Consider the following 14,719-nt stretch of genomic DNA (forward strand, 5'->3'; position numbering starts at 1 on the left):
CGGGCTACTTGGGGGCGTCGACGCCGGCGGCCTTGGCGATGTCGACCAGCATCTGGTCGGCGGCCTGGACCCCGATGCCGGACATCCAGGTCTCGTCCGGGACGTTGAAGACCTTGCCGTTCTTGACGGCGTTCAGGCCCTGCCACACCGCGGTGCTCTGGACCTCGCTCTGCTTGGTCTTGGTCGGGTCGTCGGCGACGGTCACGAAGATTAGGTCGGCGTCGGCCTTGTTGATCTCCTCGGCGCTGACGTCGAGCATCGCCGCGTCGACGTCCTGCGAGGCGGGACGGGCGAGGCCGACGTCCTTGAGCACGGTGCCGCTGAAGGAGGCCTTCTGGTACAGGCGGGTCGGACCGGCCACGAAGCGCACGACCGAGGCGGTCGGGACGGTGCCGGAGTTCTTCTCCTTGATGGCCTGGCCGAGCTTGGCGGCGCGGGCCTGGTAGTCGTCCAGGGCCTTCTTCGCCTCGGTCTCCTTGCCCAGGGCCTGGGCGTACAGGGCCAGGTTCTCCTTCCAGGGCAGGCCGGTGGTCTCGGCGAGGACGGTCGGGGCGATGGCGTTGAGCTTGTCGAAGACCTTCCCGTGGCGGACCTTCGAGGAGAGGATGACGTCCGGCTTCAGGGAGGCGATCAGCTCCAGGTTCGGCTCCGTCATCGGGCCGACGTCCTTGGTGTCCTTGATCTTGTCCTTGAGGTAGTTCGGGAAGCCGCCCTCGGTCTTCATGTGCGGGGCGACCGCGCCGACCGGGGTGATGCCGAGCAGGGTGACGTCGTCCAGTTCGCCGCTGTCGAGGACCACCACGCGCTTGGGCTGGGCCTTGATCTCGGCCGTGCCGGCAGCGTGCTTGACGCTGCGCGGGAAGCCGGCGGCCGCCGGGGCGGCGCTCTGTCCGGCGGCGGGCTCCGCGCCGTCGCCGCCGTCCTTGCCGCCGCAGGCGGTGAGCAGGGCGGTGGAGAGCGCGAGGGAGAGGACGGCGACGGGCAGCCTGCGGGGACGAGCGGTGCGGGCCATGGGGGTTCCATTTCTGTGTTTCCGGGCAGGGCGGGGCACCGGGACCCCGATGTCGAGTGGGGCCCGGAGGGTGAGGGAGCAGGAAGCGGCGGGTCAGACGGTGGCGGTCCGTGCGCTGCGGGCTTCGGCCGGGATGCGGGCGCGCGGGATGACCAGCGGGGTGCCGGTCTCGGGGTCGGGCACCACCTGGCAGGGCACCTGGAACACGGATTCGACCAGTTCCGCGGTCAGCACCTCCGTCGGCGGGCCGGCGGCGGCGAGTCTGCCCGCGTGCAGCACCACGAGGTGGTCGGCGTACCGGGCGGCCTGGCCCAGGTCGTGCAGCACCATCACCACCGTGCGGCCGGCTTCGGCGTGCAGGTCGGAGACCAGGTTCAGGACGTCGAGTTGGTGGCGCAGGTCCAGGAAGGTGGTCGGCTCGTCGAGCAGCAGCAGTTCGGTGTCCTGGGCCAGCGCGAGGGCGATCCAGGCGCGTTGGCGCTGGCCGCCGGACAGCTGGTCCACCGGCTGGTCGCGCAGTGCGGCGGTGCCGGTGCGCTCCAACGCCTCCTCGACCGCCGCCTGGTCGGCCTTCGACCAGGGGGTCAGCATCCGCTGGTGGGGGAATCGGCCGAGTCTGACCAGCGATTCGACGGTGATGGCCTCGGGGGTGACGGGCTGCTGGGGCAGCAGTCCCATCCGGCGGGCCAGGGCCCGGGCGGGCATGCGGTGGACGTCGGCCCCGTCCAGGGTGACCGTACCGGAGGCGGGGTCGAGGAGCCGGACCAGGCCGCGCAGCAGGGTGGACTTGCCGCACGCGTTCGGGCCGACGATCGCCGTCACCGCGTTGGCGGGGAGGATCAGGTCGAGGCCGCCGATGATCTCCCGGCTGCCGTAACGCAAGGTCAGGTTCTGGGTGGCCAGCTGGTTGGCGGTCATGAGTCGTTCCTCTGGGGAAGCCGGCCCTGTCGGATCATCAGCCACAGCAGCCACGGCGCGCCGAGGGTCGCGGTGACGGAGCCGACCGGCAGGCCGTGGACGGGCAGGACGTGCAGGACGAGGAGGTCGGAGGAGAGGAGCAGGACGGAGCCGACCAGCGCGGTCAGCGCCAGCGTCGCCACGGTGGGCGGGCCGGCCAGCAGGCGGACCAGGTGGGGTACGGCGAGTGCGACGAAGGCGACCGGGCCGGTGAGCGCGGCGGCCAGCGAGGCGAGGGCGATGGTGAGCAGGAGCAGCCAGAGCCTGTCCCGGTTCGGGCGCAGGCCGAGGCCTCCGGCGGAGTCGTCGCCGAGGTCGAGTACGGAGACCCGGCGGTTCATCAGGAAGGCGCCCGTTGCGGTCAGCGCGATCGCGCCGCCGGCCGCCCAGACCTCGGGCCAGCTGCGTCCGTACAGCGAGCCGGTGGTCCACTGCATCGCGGAGGTGGCGAGTTCGGCGGGGAAGCGCACGATCATCAGGTTGACCGCCGCGGCCAGGCCCTGCTGCACCGCCAGGCCGACCAGGACCAGCCGGGTCACGGCCATCCGGGAGCGCCAGGCGAAGCCGCCGAGCAGGATCGCGGCGAGCAGTCCGCCGCCCAGCGCGGCGAGGGGGATCATCGTCTGCGAGGCCCCGGTGGCCAGCATCAGGGTCGCGCCGAAGGAGGCGCCGCCGGTGACGCCGATGGTGTCCGGGGAGGCCAGCGGGTTGCGGAACAGCCGCTGCAGCATCGAGCCCGCCACGGCGAGACCGGCGCCCGCGATCAGGGCGGAGACCACCCGGGGCGCGCGGAACTGGCGTACGACCAGCACGTTGCCGGAGTCCCCCAGGCCGGCCAGCGCACGCAGCGCCTCCCCGACGGACATCTTCACCTGGCCGGTTCCCAGCGCGATGCCGGTCAGCCACAGCAGCAGTGCGGCCGTGACCGCGCACCAGGCCAGCGTACGGACCCGGGCCCGGGTCCGGGCACTGCGGCGGGCGGGGGCCGGCGCCGCCTCGGGGGCGGTGAGGGCGGCGGTCATCGGGCGACCTTCCGGGCCAGTACGGCGAGCAGCGGCGCGCCGAGGAAGGCCGTCACGATGCCGACCTCGATCTCGGAGGGGCGGGCGGCCACCCGCCCGAGCACATCGGCGGCGAGCAGCAGGACGGGACCGGCGATCAGGCAGCCGGGAACCAGCCAGCGGTGGTCGCCGCCGAGCAGGGGGCGGACCAGGTGCGGGGCGGCCAGGCCGATGAAGGCGACCGGACCGGCGACCGCCACGGCGCAGCCGGCCAGCAGCACCACGGCGACGGTGCCGGTCAGCCGGATCCGGGACACCGGCACACCGAGCGACTGGGCCGTCTCGTCGCCGAGGGCAAGCGTGTTGAGGGCCGGGGAGATGGCGAAGGAGGCCAGCAGGCCCAGCGCCACGAAGGGCAGTACGGGGGTGAGGGCCTCCAGGTTCCGCCCGCCGATCGAACCGGCCAGCCAGAACCGCGCCTCGTCCAGCGTGCGGTGGCTGGCGAGCATCAGCGCCGAGGTCCAGGAGGTCAGCACCACGGTCAGGACGGTGCCGCTGAGGGCGAGGCGGACCGGGTCGAGATCACCGCCCCGGCGGGACATCGCGAACGCGGCGACGGCGGCGGCCGCCGCTCCGGCGAAGGCGAACCAGAGGTACTCGATCGGCCGGTCGAGCCCCAGCGTGAAGATGGCGGTGACCACGGCGAAGCCGGCTCCGGCGTTGATGCCGAGCGTGACGGGCGAGGCGAGGGGGTTGCGGGTGACGCCCTGGGCGACGGCTCCGGCCACCCCGAGGGCTCCGCCGACCACCAGGCCGATGAGCGTGCGCGGAACCCGAAGTCCCGTCACCACGTCGGCGTCGCCGCCCTGCCCGTCGCCCAACAGCGCGTCGAGCACGGTGGGCAGCGGGATCGGACGCGTTCCGAGGGCGAGACTCATGGCTGCGCACAGCACCAGCGCACCCGTCCCCGCGGCCAGCAGCAGCAGCCGCCGTACCGCCGGGGACCGCTGCGCCGCAGGGGCTGCGGGAGCCGGCAGATCGAGTTTCCACACAAGACGCAATATTAGGTTAGCTTTACCTAAATTCGTCAAGTCCCGCGCCACATCGGCAAGTCGGCGTGCAGGATCACCCTACAGTGGTTATAAGGTGAGCCTCACCTTAGTCGATGTTAATTGCCGAAGTGGGGAGCCTCCATGTCCGAGACGCAGCCGGTCCGGCCCCGCACCGTCGATGTGCTGGGCTGGACCTACCGGCGTCTCGCAAGCGGGACCCCGAGCCTGCGCTTCGAGCTGACCCCCTCGGCACAGCCACCGGCGGACGGGCGTGAATGGATCAGCGCAGCCGCCTTCGACCGCCACCAAGAGCGACTGATCGCCGGCGAGTCGGCCCGCATCGCGGCCGGGTACGAATGCGTCCCCCGCGGACACGTGGCGGCCGCCCGACTGCTGCACCACTACCTGTGGTCGGTCTGCCTCCTGGTCAGCGGACCCTGGTACCTGGACCGCAGAGTGCCCCGGATCCGGCCCGATGACGTCTGGATGGACGCGCGGACGGGCGACCTGGCCCTGCACCCCGGCGACTTCGCCTGCCTGCCCGGCGACCCGGCGGCCGGCCTGCCCGGCGTCCGGGTCCTCGCCGGGGAGGACGAGCTGCGGGCCGAGCTGCGGGCCGTCGTCGCCGCACACGCCACCCCGGTCCTCGACGCCCTCGGGAGCGCGCTGCGGCGCGGCCCGCGCGCCTTGTGGGGCATGGTCACCGACGAACTGGCCTCCGGCATCTGGTACCTGGGCCGCATGCTCGGCGAGGAGGAGCGCGCCGTCCGGGCGGCCGAGCGGGTGCTGCCCGGCGACACCCCGCCGTTCCCCGGCGCCGCCGCCTTCCGCAGCCTGCCGGGCACCGATGGCCGCAGCCACCCGACCCGCACCCGGCTCGGATGCTGCCTGTACTACACCGTCCGCCCCGGCAACGCCTGCCTCACCTGCCCCCGCACCTCGGACGCCGAACGCGTCCGGCGGCTGGAGGAGCAGCAGGCGCCGGCCGCCCCCTCGGCTGCCGCCTGACCGCCGCCCGGCCCGTACCCGGCCGGCTCCCGGACCGGTCCCGCGGCGATTCAGTGGACGACGCTGAAACTGCGCCAGGGCAGGCTGTCCGGAGCCGTCACGTTCGAGGAGTTGGTGGGGATGTAGACCCCGTCGGCCCGGTCGAACCTCCTGCAGTCCGGCGTCCGGTACAGGATGACGTCCAGCAGCGTGTGGTTCTCCACGTGGGCCGCACCCCGCGGCAGTCCGATCCTGTGGCAGCCCTGGACGGGCGTGTTCGAGTACGTGACCTCGACCGGGGAGTCGTGGGCGCGGAAGCTGAGCGAGCCCACGGTGGTCTTGCCGGCCGAGCAGGCCGTGGCGGCGAGCAGCAGTACTGCCGCCCCGGTGGTGACGCCGATACGCCGGAAGGGGGACATGGCACGGTCCTCGTCTGTGCGGTGATGGCACTCGTCACTCGCAGACTGGCGAGCCGCGCCCCGGAAGGCATCCCCGGCGCGCCCGGCCGGATGACGGCCGAAGGAGGTACCCGGCGCCCCGGGGCCCCGGCCGTGCCGCCGGGCAGGCGCGCTGCGGCGCGGCCCCGCCCCGCAGGATCGGGCTCCTGCCGTCACCCGGACGGCCGTACGGGGCGCCGCCGCCGTGCACCGGCCGGGGCGGGCGGGTTGCCCGCCCCGTACGGTGCGCCCCCGGGCGGCGGACGGGTTACGGCTTGGGGAGGGTGCAGCCGGGGCGGTTCAGGTCGAAGACGTTGCCGGCGCCGATGCAGGCCACGATGGTGTACGTCTCCTGGGCGTAGTTGATGCCCTGGCGGACGGTCACGTTACCGTTCGCGTCGACCTCGCACGGGTTGTTCTCCGTGCAGCGCTGGCCGTCCTCATTGCCCGTGTTGTTCACGGCGACGACCTTGCCGGTCGTGGTGTCGATCACCGGCGAGCCCGAGGTGCCGCCGATGGTGTTGCAGGAGGAGGTGTAGCGGACCGAGTCCTTCCAGGTCCAGTCGCCCTCCTTGAGGCGGTAGGCGAAGCCGTCGATGTTGCAGCTGTAGATCCGCTTCCAGTACCCGGACACGACCTTGATGGCGGTGCCCTGTACGGGGTGGGCGTCGTTCAGGGTGAGCGCGCTGATGCCGTACTGGCTCTGGATCTGGGCGTACGTCTTGGTCAGCTGGTAGACGGAGATGTCCGTGTCCGTCATCGTCGCGTACGCGATCTTGCTCGCCCGCAGCGTCGCGACCCGCGAGCCCGCCGCGTTCAGCAGCGTGAAGGAGCGCGAGGACGCCTGGTCCTTGACCACCTCGCCGGGTCCCGGGAAGCCCGTCTCCAGGCAGTGCCCGTTGGAGAGGACGAGCGCCGGGTCGCTCGGCTGGGAGTTGGGGGTGCGGACGACGGAGCCGGAGCAGTTGCTCAGCGCGACCGTCCCGGCGAAGTTGACGGTGACGGCTGCCGCAGCCTTGTCCCGGGGCGGCGCCGAGGCCACGGCTGGGGCCGCCGCCGCTCCTATCAGGAACAGCGACAGCAAGGCGCCGACGAGAGGCTTCTTCATGTGGGGGTTCCCCTCTGATGACGATGCAACCGAAGATCCTCCGGTTGTCATGCGCATTGTTGGGATCTCGGCCTCAACTGGCAAGAGTGGCTAGCAAGTTGCTGTACGGCGCAATCCGGCCACCGTCCGCTCCCTCCGGACCCCGGCCGGCCAGGCCGGCACGGCCGGCGCCGGCCGCCGGAAGGACGGCGGATGACCGGCGGACCCACTGTGAGGACGGACACATTCCGACTGCGGAACCGGCGGCCCCGCCCGTCCCGTTGTCGAACGGGCAGCACACAGGCAGGAGCGGCACATGGTCACCAAGGTCCACCGGCGGACCGTACGCATCGCCGTACTCGCCGCCTTCGGCTGCGCCCTGCTGATCGGGGGCTCGGCATGCCTGTGGGAGCTGCGCGCCCTCGCGGCGTACTCGGACGGCGGGAACCGGGCGGAGGGGAGCTACGTCCAGGACCCGGGCCTCGCCGACCGCACCGCCTCGGCCGTCCTCGGCGGGGCGGTACGCGAAGGGGCGGCCGGCGAAGGGGCGGTGCGCACGGCGCCCGCGGCGCCGGACGGCACGCCCTGGCGGCCCTCCGAGCCGCTGGTGGCCCGGCCCGCCCCCGCCGAGCCCGCGATCGGGGCGCTGTTCTCCCCCGGCGACGACGGGGACCCCGACCACCACTGCTCGGCGAGCGTGGTCCACTCCCCCGGCGGCGACCTCATCGCCACCGCCGCCCACTGCGTGTACCGGCGCGGGCTTGGATTCCGCACCAACCTGGCCTTCGCGCCGGGCTACCGGGACGGTACGGCCCCGTACGGCATCTGGGTGCCCACCCGGATCGACGTGCACCCCCGGTGGAGCGAGGACCAGGACCCGGACCTGGACGTGGCCTTCCTCCGGCTGCGCCGTCCCGGCCACCCCGGCGAGCGCCTGGAGGACACCACCGGGGCGCAGACGATCCGCTTCGGGACCGGGCTCCCGGCACCCGCGCGGGTGGTGGGCTACCCGAACACCGCCGAGTATCCGGTGGACTGCTCCAACACCGCCCGCGCCGCGGGGCCCACGCAGCTGCGGCTGGATTGCGCGGACGTACCCGACGGCACGAGCGGTGGTCCTGTGCTGACCGGCGGGCACACCCTGGTCGGTGTCATCGGCGGTCGCGACGGCGGCGGTGACGAACGGACCTCGTACAGCAGCCGCTTCGGTGACTCCGTCCGCGGCCTGTACGAACGGGCCGCGGACGGCCCGCCGACGGCCCCCTGACCTGCCGGCGGTGCGCTAGTGGCTCTGCTCCACAGGTCGACCCGTAAGTGATGCGGCGCCGTTTGGCCGTTGGACATTCTCGCGAGGGACGGAACACGCAGGGTGTCGTCGCTTCTCGGAGTCGACCCGCAAGTTATTCCGGGGATGCGCGAGGATCGCATTCGTTACCAAAACAGAACCCGGAAGCGCTTCCGAAAGTTTTATTTTTTTGATATCCTGTCAGATCGCTGGACTAATGTCCGGCATCATGATGAACAAGGGACACCCCAGCCAGACAGCTCTCATGTCGGCCGCAGCACGCGCGGCACACCTCCTCGTGGACGAGACTCCCTCGATCTTCGCCGACACCCTGGCACAGACCTTCCTGGGTGAGCGTGCTGAAGAACTCCTCGGCTACCACCGGTCCTATGGTGGGCACCCAGTCCTGTCCGGCGCGCGGACGACGGCCGTTACCCGCAGCCGCTACACCGAGGGCCGACTGGCCGAGCTGGCCGGCCGGGGCGTCGACCAGTACGTGATCCTCGGTGCGGGGCTGGACTCCTTCGCCTATCGGTCAGAACTTGCCGACGGTGTGCGGGTGTTCGAGGTGGACAAGCCGACGACCCAGCACTGGAAGCGGGCGCTGCTGGTTGAGACGGGGACGAACGTGCCACCGTCCGCCTTCTTCGTCCCGGTCGACTTCGAGAAGGAGTCCGCCCGGTCACTCACCGATCACCTCGTGCGGGCCGGCTTTGACCCGGACCGACCCGCGCTGGTCAGCTGGCTCGGGGTCACGATGTACCTGACCTCGGAGGCGATCAGGCAGACCCTGGCCGTCATCAGCGGCTTCGCACCCGGCACAGAGCTCATCGTGGAGCACCTCCTCCCGGCCGGACTCCGCGACGAGGCAGGCCAGTCGTATGCGGATCTGGTCATGGCAGCGGCGGCCGAGCAGGGTGAGCCCTGGCAAACGTTCCTCAGCATCGAGCAGATGGACGCCCTCCTGCTTGAGCACCGGCTCCAGCCGATCGAGTACGCCCGGCAACGCGAGACGATCGCCCCTGCGGAGTGGGAACGTACCGACGCGCTCCGCCCGTTCGAGTTGTCCGTCCTCGCCCGTGCGAGCGTCCCCACCCGCCGGCCGGTCCCAGCCCGGTAGGCCGAGCCGCTCATTGATCTGGTGGCCGTGGGCCGACAGGCGGCTCCCAAGAGCGGATCTTGCTGGTCTTCCTGCCGACCTACGGCTCCTGGCTGAACCGGATCGAGGCCGAGTTCGCAGCCCTGCGCTATTTCACACTCAACGGTACTGACCACCGCAGCCACGACGAGCAGAACGCCGCCATCGCCGCATACGTCCGCTGGCGCAACACCCGCGCAGAGCCGAAGACGAACTCCGCGCCCGACTCACCGATCCGATCCTGGACCGATTACCCAGCCAAGGCTGCGTGGCAAGCCGCTAGCCCGCGGGCGGCACGTGGTGGGCGGGGTAGTCGGGGGTCGCCGGGCTGGTCGGCAGCCGCCACTTGGACAGGACCCGGACCACCGTGCCCGGACTCAGGAGGGTGTTCGGGGAGGCCGACAGCGACAGCACCCCGAAGAACCGGCGGGAGATCGCCGGATCGGCATTGGCGCCCACGATCACCCGGGACATGTAGGCCTGCAGCGCCCTGTCCACCCGGTCGGGCGGCGGCCCCTCCGTCTCCGGGTACCGCATGTCCTCGCTGGTGGCGATCTGCCAGGGCACGGCGGCCACGGCGGCGGTACTGCGCTGGATCCGGCGCGCGGCCCCGGGAAGGTCCCGTGCGGAGAGCGTGCCCATCGCCCGGTCGAGGGCGTCCGCCGCGAGCGCGGCCACCGTCATCCCGTGCCCGTACACCGGGTTGAAGCGGCATGCGGCGTCACCGAGGACGACGAATCCGGTCGGCCAGCGTTCCAGCCGCTCGTAGTGGCGCCATTCGTTGGCGGTGCTGCGGAAGCCGGTGGGCGCGGACAGCGGCTTGGCGTCGCGGATGGCGTCGTACAGGGCGGGGCTGCGCAGGCTGCGCGCGAAGTCGAGGAACTCCTCGTCCCCGGTGGGCGGGGCGTGCTCCCCGTTGCCGATGAGGGTGACCAGCCAGCGGCCGCCCTCCAGGGGTACCAGCACTCCCCCGCGGGGGCTGTCCGGCCGGCCCTGTACGTACATCCCCTGCCAGCGGCGGGCGGGGTCCGGCGGGATCTCGTAGAAGCGGCTGGAGTAGCCGAGGTGGGAGTCGTAGCGCGTGACCGCGGGGGCCGGGTGGCCGAGGGCCGCGAGCCAGGCCGGGGCCCGGGAGGTGCGCCCCGTCGCGTCGACCACGAGGCGCGCGGCCAGCGTGCCGCCGTCGCGCAGCTCCACGCCGGTCACCGTACGGCCGTCCGGTCCGGCGCGCAGTCCGGCGGCCGCGGAGCCGGAGCGGACCTCGATGCGGCCGTCGCGCAGCACTTCCTGGCGTACCGTCCAGTCGAGCAGCTCGCGGCCGGCCAGCAGGATGCGCGCCCCCGGCACCGGCCCGAACCAGTCCGCCGTGCTCAGCCAGAGGAAGTCCCGCGGGGATTCGAGCAGGGCGGCACCGCCCGCCAGTAACGCGCGGGTGATGCCGGGCAGCAGCGCCTCCATCACCTCCAGGCCGCGCGACCACAGCACGTGGGCGTGCCGCGACTGCGGAACACCGGGCCGGAAGGCGGGCCCGGCGGCGGGCAGTTCGTCCCGTTCCACCACCGTCACGCGGGCGAACCGCTGCGCGAGCACCCGGGCGGCCAGCAGCCCGGCCAGGCCGGCGCCGAGGACCACCGCGTGATCGTGGCCTGCTGGGTGGTTGTCCATGTCGTCGTCCATGGCAGCGAGTGTCCCGGGGCCGCCGCGGCGCAGTTCAGGTGCCCGCCGGGGCGCCTTGGGGCACCCGGGGGCGGACGGGTTCACGGCAGGGCGCCCGGCGCGGCCGGCGAAGCGGCGGTTCTTCGCCGATCAGCGCGAAAACAGTGGGTACGGGACGGAGGTGAGCTTCTCGGAGGCCGCCCAGAGGCGTTCGCCGGACGCGTCGTCCAGGGTCCACTTCGCCCGCCACGAGACCGCGGGTGCGCCGCGCCAGCCGAGCCGCGGACCGACGAACGCGTCGGGCCGGACCCCGGGCGCGGTGGCCGCGTACAGCGTGGGCAGCGCCCCGGCCGCCGCGGGCTGGGCGAGGACGGCGTTGCCGAGGGCCATGATCCTCGACATGGCGCTGCGGCCCTCCTGTTGCGAGGCTCCGGCCTGCAGGTTGGTGGAGGCGTACCCGGGGTGCGCGGCGACGGTGACGATCCCGGAGCCGGCGGCTTCGAGCCGGCGGGCCAGTTCGTGGGTGAAGAGCAGGTTGGCGGTCTTGGAGCGGCCGTACGCGATCCAGCGCCGGTAGCCGTGCTCGCTGTTCAGGTCGTCGTGGTCGATGTCGCCGAGCGCGTGGAAGCCGCTGGAGACGTTGACGATCCGGGCTCCGGGGGCCGCTGCCAGCAGCTGCGGCAGGAGCAGTCCGGTGAGGGCGAAGTGCCCGAGGTGGTTCACGCCGAACTGGGTCTCGAACCCGTCGGCGGTCCGCCCGTACGGCAGGGCCATCACGCCCGCGTTGTTGACGAGCAGGTCGAGGGAGCCGCGCCGCTGCCCGTACGCCGCCGCGAACTGGCGCACGGAGGCCAGGTCGGCCAGGTCCAGGGGAAGGAACTCCACTGCTGCGCCAGGCACTTCGGCCCGCAGTCGCACCACGGCGGCCCGGCCGCGGGCGGCGCTGCGGCAGGCCAGCACCACGTCCGCCCCGTGCCGGGCGAGCTCCCGGGCGGTCACGAAGCCGATGCCGCTGTTGGCACCGGTGACGACGGCGGCGCGGCCGCTCAGATCGGGGATGTTCTCGGCGTTCCAGCCCGGCATGACAGCTCCCTCGCGTCGGTGGTTACCGAGGGTAGCCCGCCGCTGTCCGGGGGTGGAGCCGCGGTCTGGTTCACCGGCCAGTAGGCTGCGGGTCCGCCCGCTTCCGCCGCCCCTTCCCCGTTCCCGAGGTACCGCCCAGTGAGCTCCGCACCGCCCTCCCCGCCTGTGACGGTCGTCGGCCTCGGCGCCGACGGCTGGGCCGGGCTCACCACCGCCGCGCGGACCGCGCTGGCCTCGGCCGAGGTGCTGATCGGCGGGCCCCGGCAGCTGGATTTGCTGCCCGCCGGGGACTGCGCCGGTGAGCGGGTGGCGTGGCCGAGCCCGCTGCGGCCGGCCGTGCCCCAGCTGATGGCGGAGCATGCGGGGCGCCGGATCGCGGTCCTGGCCAGCGGCGACCCCATGTTCTACGGGATCGGGCGCGCCCTCGCGCAGGAGCTCGGCCCGGACGCCCTGCTGGTCCTCCCGCACCCCTCGTCGGTGTCGTACGCCTGCGCCCGGCTGGGCTGGCCGGTGGAGGAGACCGAGGTGGTCACGGTGGTCGGGCGCCCGGTGGCCCGGCTCGCGGCCGCGCTGTACGAGGGGCGCCGGGTGCTGGTGCTCAGTGCTGGAGCAGCGACCCCGAACGAGATCGCTGCTCTGCTCCGAGAGCGGGGCTTCGGGCCGAGCCGGATGCGGGTGCTCGAACAGCTCGGCTCCGAGCGCGAGGACGCGTACGAGGGCCGGGCCGACCGCTGGGACCACGCCCCCGGCGACCCCCTCAACGTGGTGGCCGTGGACTGCCGCCGCGACCCCGCCACCCCCCTGCCGCGGCTCGGCGCGACGCCCGGCCTGCCGGACACGGCCTACGAGCACGACGGCCAGCTCACCAAGCGCCACGTCCGCGCCGCGACCCTGTGCGCCCTGGCCCCCGCGCCCGGGGAACTCCTGTGGGACATCGGCGGCGGCTCCGGCTCCATCGGCATCGAGTGGATGCGCACCCACCCCGCCTGCCGGGCGGTGGCGGTGGAACGCGTCCCGGAGCGGGCGGCGCGCATCGCCCGTAACGCGGCCGCGCTCGGCGTACCCGGCCTCACGGTGGTCACCGGCGCAGCTCCCGAGGCCCTCGCCGGACTCCCCGCCCCCGACGCCGTGTTCGTCGGCGGCGGACTGACCGCCCCGGGCCTGCTGGACGCGGCATGGGCGGCCCTGGCCCCGGGCGGGCGGCTGGTGGTCAACACCGTGACCCTGGAGTCGGAGGCCGTCCTCGCCGACCGCTACCGGCGCCACGGCGGTGAACTGGTCAAGCTCGCCGTCGCGCACGCGGTGCCGGTCGGCGGCTTCACGGGCTGGCGGCAGGCGATGCCCGTCACCCAGTGGTCCGTGACCAAGCCGGGGCCGCGGACACAGGACTTCACCGAAGCGACCGCAGAGAACGAAAAGGACCAGACGACATGACCGTGTACTTCATCGGTGCGGGCCCCGGCGCCGCCGACCTGATCACGGTGCGCGGTGCCCGGACGCTGGCCGCCGCCCCGGTCTGCCTGTACGCGGGCAGCCTGGTCCCGCGCGAACTGCTGGCCGAGTGCCCGCCGGACGCCCGCCTGGTCGACACCTCGCAGCTCAACCTCGACGAGATCATCGCCGAGTGCGTACGGGCCCACGGGGCGGGCGAGGACGTGGCGCGCCTGCACTCGGGCGACCCGTCGATCTTCAGCGCGGTCGCGGAGCAGATGCGGCGGCTCGACGCGGCCGGCATCCCGTACGAGGTGGTGCCCGGCGTCCCGGCGTTCGCGGCGGCGGCGGCCGCGCTGAAGCGGGAGCTCACGGTCCCCACCGTCGGCCAGACCGTGATCCTGACCCGGATCGCCCAGCAGGCCACCCCCATGCCGCCCGGCGAGGACCTGGCCACCCTGGGCCGCAGCGGCGCGCTGCTCGTGCTGCACCTGGCCACGCGGTACGTGGACCGGGTCGTCGACGAACTACTGCCGCACTACGGGGCCGAGTGCCCGGTGGCGGTGGTGGCGATGGCCAGCCGCCCCGACGAGCTGATCCTGCGCGGCACGCTGGCGGACATCGCCGCCCAGGTGAAGGCAGCGGGCCTGGTGCGCACGGCGGTGATCGTGGTGGGCCGCACGCTCGGCGCCGAGCAGTTCCGCGACAGCCACCTGTACTCGCCCGAGCGCGACCGGCATGTCTGCTGAACCGGGCAGGTCCGGCGAACCGGACACGTCCGCTGAACCGGAACCGGGGCCGCACGTCCTGATCCTGGGCGGTACGACGGAGGCCCGGCGCCTGGCGGAGGCGCTGGCGCAGGACTCCTCGTACCGGGTGACGACCTCGCTCGCCGGACGGGTCAGCGCGCCCGTGCTCCCGCCGGGCGAGACCCGCATCGGCGGCTTCGGCGGGCCGGCCGGGCTGGCCGGCTGGCTCCTCGCCCACGGCGTCACGCACGTCGTCGACGCCACGCACCCGTTCGCGGAGCGGATGAGTTTCCACGCGGCCGAGGCGGCGGCCCTTTCGGGAGTCCCGCTGCTCGCGCTGCGCCGCCCCGGCTGGACGCCGGGCCCGGGCGACTCCTGGACCTTCGCGGACTCCCTCGTGCAGGCCGCCGAGCTGCTGCCCGGCCTCGGCGGCCGGGCTTTCCTGACCACCGGCCGGATGGGGCTGCACACCTTCGCGCACCTCACCGACACCTGGTTCCTGGTGCGTTCGGTGGACCCGCCGGACGGGCAGGTGCCGCCGCACCTCGAAGTCCTGCTCGCCCGCGGCCCGTTCACCCTGGAGGACGAGCGGGCGCTGCTCGCCCGCCACCGGATCGACGTGCTGGTCACCAAGGACAGCGGCGGCTCGGCGACCGCGCCGAAGCTCACCGCCGCCCGCGAGGCCGGGATCCCGGTGCTCGTCGTACGCCGTCCGGCGGTACCGCAGGGCGTCCCCGAGGCGGCAACGCCGTCGGCCGTGCTCCGGTGGCTGGGCGGCCCGGCCCGGCACTGAGGCCGGGGCGGTACGCCAAGGGGGACCGGGGCGGTACGCGAAGGGGGCCCG

14 protein-coding genes are annotated in these 14,719 nt (G+C 73.3%); 6 read left to right on the plus strand and 8 right to left on the minus strand.

Features of this window, described 5'->3' with window-relative positions:
• Positions 1–4: 4 nt before the first annotated feature.
• From AC0666_RS31630 to AC0666_RS31645, 4 genes are all read right to left on the minus strand, one after another.
• Positions 5–1,012 (minus strand): ABC transporter substrate-binding protein, encoded by a 1,008-nt coding sequence (locus AC0666_RS31630; protein ID WP_468973350.1) that lies wholly within the window; start codon positions 1,010–1,012, stop codon positions 5–7.
• Positions 1,013–1,105: 93 nt separating this feature from the next.
• A complete protein-coding gene (locus AC0666_RS31635; protein WP_468973348.1) occupies positions 1,106–1,930 on the minus strand; it encodes an ABC transporter ATP-binding protein in 825 nt (274 codons plus the stop codon).
• Positions 1,927–2,991: a FecCD family ABC transporter permease gene (locus tag AC0666_RS31640; RefSeq protein ID WP_468973345.1), complete on the minus strand. Its 1,065-nt coding sequence runs from the start codon at positions 2,989–2,991 to the stop codon at positions 1,927–1,929. The genes AC0666_RS31635 and AC0666_RS31640 overlap by 4 nt, the downstream gene beginning before the upstream one ends.
• A complete protein-coding gene (locus tag AC0666_RS31645; protein ID WP_478708894.1) occupies positions 2,988–3,956 on the minus strand; it encodes a FecCD family ABC transporter permease in 969 nt (322 codons plus the stop codon). Before AC0666_RS31645 ends, AC0666_RS31640 begins: the two co-directional genes overlap by 4 nt.
• A 207-nt stretch (positions 3,957–4,163) precedes the next feature.
• On the opposite strand from AC0666_RS31645, the gene AC0666_RS31650 reads away from it, so the two are divergent.
• The gene (locus AC0666_RS31650) at positions 4,164–5,030 is read left to right on the plus strand and encodes a (2Fe-2S)-binding protein (RefSeq protein ID WP_468973342.1); all 867 of its coding nucleotides are present in this window, start codon (positions 4,164–4,166) and stop codon (positions 5,028–5,030) included.
• 50 nt (positions 5,031–5,080) lie between these two features.
• Here the strand turns inward: AC0666_RS31650 and AC0666_RS31655 are convergent, their stop codons facing one another.
• The gene (locus tag AC0666_RS31655; RefSeq protein WP_478708885.1) at positions 5,081–5,428 is read right to left on the minus strand and encodes a hypothetical protein; all 348 of its coding nucleotides are present in this window, start codon (positions 5,426–5,428) and stop codon (positions 5,081–5,083) included.
• 286 nt (positions 5,429–5,714) lie between these two features.
• Positions 5,715–6,554: a S1 family peptidase gene (locus AC0666_RS31660; protein WP_468973337.1), complete on the minus strand. Its 840-nt coding sequence runs from the start codon at positions 6,552–6,554 to the stop codon at positions 5,715–5,717.
• A gap of 295 nt (positions 6,555–6,849) precedes the next feature.
• On the opposite strand from AC0666_RS31660, the gene AC0666_RS31665 reads away from it, so the two are divergent.
• Positions 6,850–7,800: a trypsin-like serine peptidase gene (locus AC0666_RS31665; protein WP_468973334.1), complete on the plus strand. Its 951-nt coding sequence runs from the start codon at positions 6,850–6,852 to the stop codon at positions 7,798–7,800.
• 283 nt (positions 7,801–8,083) lie between these two features.
• Entirely contained in the window at positions 8,084–8,938 is an 855-nt protein-coding gene (locus tag AC0666_RS31670; RefSeq protein ID WP_468973331.1) for a class I SAM-dependent methyltransferase, read from the plus strand.
• Positions 8,939–9,235: 297 nt separating this feature from the next.
• On the opposite strand, the gene AC0666_RS31675 is transcribed toward AC0666_RS31670, so the two are convergent.
• Together AC0666_RS31675 and AC0666_RS31680 are read right to left on the minus strand one after the other, a co-directional pair.
• Positions 9,236–10,633: an NAD(P)/FAD-dependent oxidoreductase gene (locus AC0666_RS31675; RefSeq protein WP_468586561.1), complete on the minus strand. Its 1,398-nt coding sequence runs from the start codon at positions 10,631–10,633 to the stop codon at positions 9,236–9,238.
• A gap of 129 nt (positions 10,634–10,762) precedes the next feature.
• Positions 10,763–11,695 carry an oxidoreductase gene (locus AC0666_RS31680; RefSeq protein WP_468973327.1) on the minus strand — a complete coding sequence of 311 codons (933 nt, stop codon included), beginning with the start codon at positions 11,693–11,695 and terminating at the stop codon, positions 10,763–10,765.
• A gap of 138 nt (positions 11,696–11,833) precedes the next feature.
• Here AC0666_RS31680 and cbiE point away from each other — a divergent pair, with 138 nt between their 5' ends.
• From cbiE to AC0666_RS31695, 3 genes are read left to right on the plus strand one after another with little or no spacing between them, the layout of a single operon-like run.
• Positions 11,834–13,129 (plus strand): precorrin-6y C5,15-methyltransferase (decarboxylating) subunit CbiE, encoded by a 1,296-nt coding sequence (gene cbiE / locus AC0666_RS31685; RefSeq protein ID WP_468973324.1) that lies wholly within the window; start codon positions 11,834–11,836, stop codon positions 13,127–13,129.
• Positions 13,126–13,875, plus strand: coding sequence for a precorrin-4 C(11)-methyltransferase (gene cobM, locus AC0666_RS31690; protein WP_468586567.1), 750 nt, complete (start codon positions 13,126–13,128; stop codon positions 13,873–13,875). The genes cbiE and cobM overlap by 4 nt, the downstream gene beginning before the upstream one ends.
• On the plus strand, positions 13,865–14,668 hold the full coding sequence (locus AC0666_RS31695; protein WP_468973321.1) for a cobalt-precorrin-6A reductase: 804 nt from the start codon (positions 13,865–13,867) through the stop codon (positions 14,666–14,668). The genes cobM and AC0666_RS31695 overlap by 11 nt, the downstream gene beginning before the upstream one ends.
• Positions 14,669–14,719: the final 51 nt, after the last annotated feature.

The organism is Streptomyces sp. NPDC043680 (assembly GCF_056436685.1).

Bases quoted from the DNA above. Each gene is read 5' to 3' on its own strand.
- AC0666_RS31630 (WP_468973350.1), bottom strand. From the start codon at position 1,012: ATGGCCCGCACCGCTCGTCCCCGCAGGCTGCCCGTCGCCGTCCTCTCC.
- AC0666_RS31650 (WP_468973342.1), top strand. From the start codon at position 4,164: ATGTCCGAGACGCAGCCGGTCCGGCCCCGCACCGTCGATGTGCTGGGC.
- AC0666_RS31695 (WP_468973321.1), top strand. From the start codon at position 13,865: ATGTCTGCTGAACCGGGCAGGTCCGGCGAACCGGACACGTCCGCTGAA.
- AC0666_RS31670 (WP_468973331.1), top strand. From the start codon at position 8,084: ATGTCGGCCGCAGCACGCGCGGCACACCTCCTCGTGGACGAGACTCCC.
- AC0666_RS31680 (WP_468973327.1), bottom strand. From the start codon at position 11,695: ATGCCGGGCTGGAACGCCGAGAACATCCCCGATCTGAGCGGCCGCGCC.
- AC0666_RS31640 (WP_468973345.1), bottom strand. From the start codon at position 2,991: ATGACCGCCGCCCTCACCGCCCCCGAGGCGGCGCCGGCCCCCGCCCGC.
- AC0666_RS31635 (WP_468973348.1), bottom strand. From the start codon at position 1,930: ATGACCGCCAACCAGCTGGCCACCCAGAACCTGACCTTGCGTTACGGC.
- AC0666_RS31675 (WP_468586561.1), bottom strand. From the start codon at position 10,633: ATGGACGACGACATGGACAACCACCCAGCAGGCCACGATCACGCGGTG.
- AC0666_RS31655 (WP_478708885.1), bottom strand. From the start codon at position 5,428: ATGTCCCCCTTCCGGCGTATCGGCGTCACCACCGGGGCGGCAGTACTG.
- AC0666_RS31665 (WP_468973334.1), top strand. From the start codon at position 6,850: ATGGTCACCAAGGTCCACCGGCGGACCGTACGCATCGCCGTACTCGCC.
- AC0666_RS31660 (WP_468973337.1), bottom strand. From the start codon at position 6,554: ATGAAGAAGCCTCTCGTCGGCGCCTTGCTGTCGCTGTTCCTGATAGGA.
- cobM (WP_468586567.1), top strand. From the start codon at position 13,126: ATGACCGTGTACTTCATCGGTGCGGGCCCCGGCGCCGCCGACCTGATC.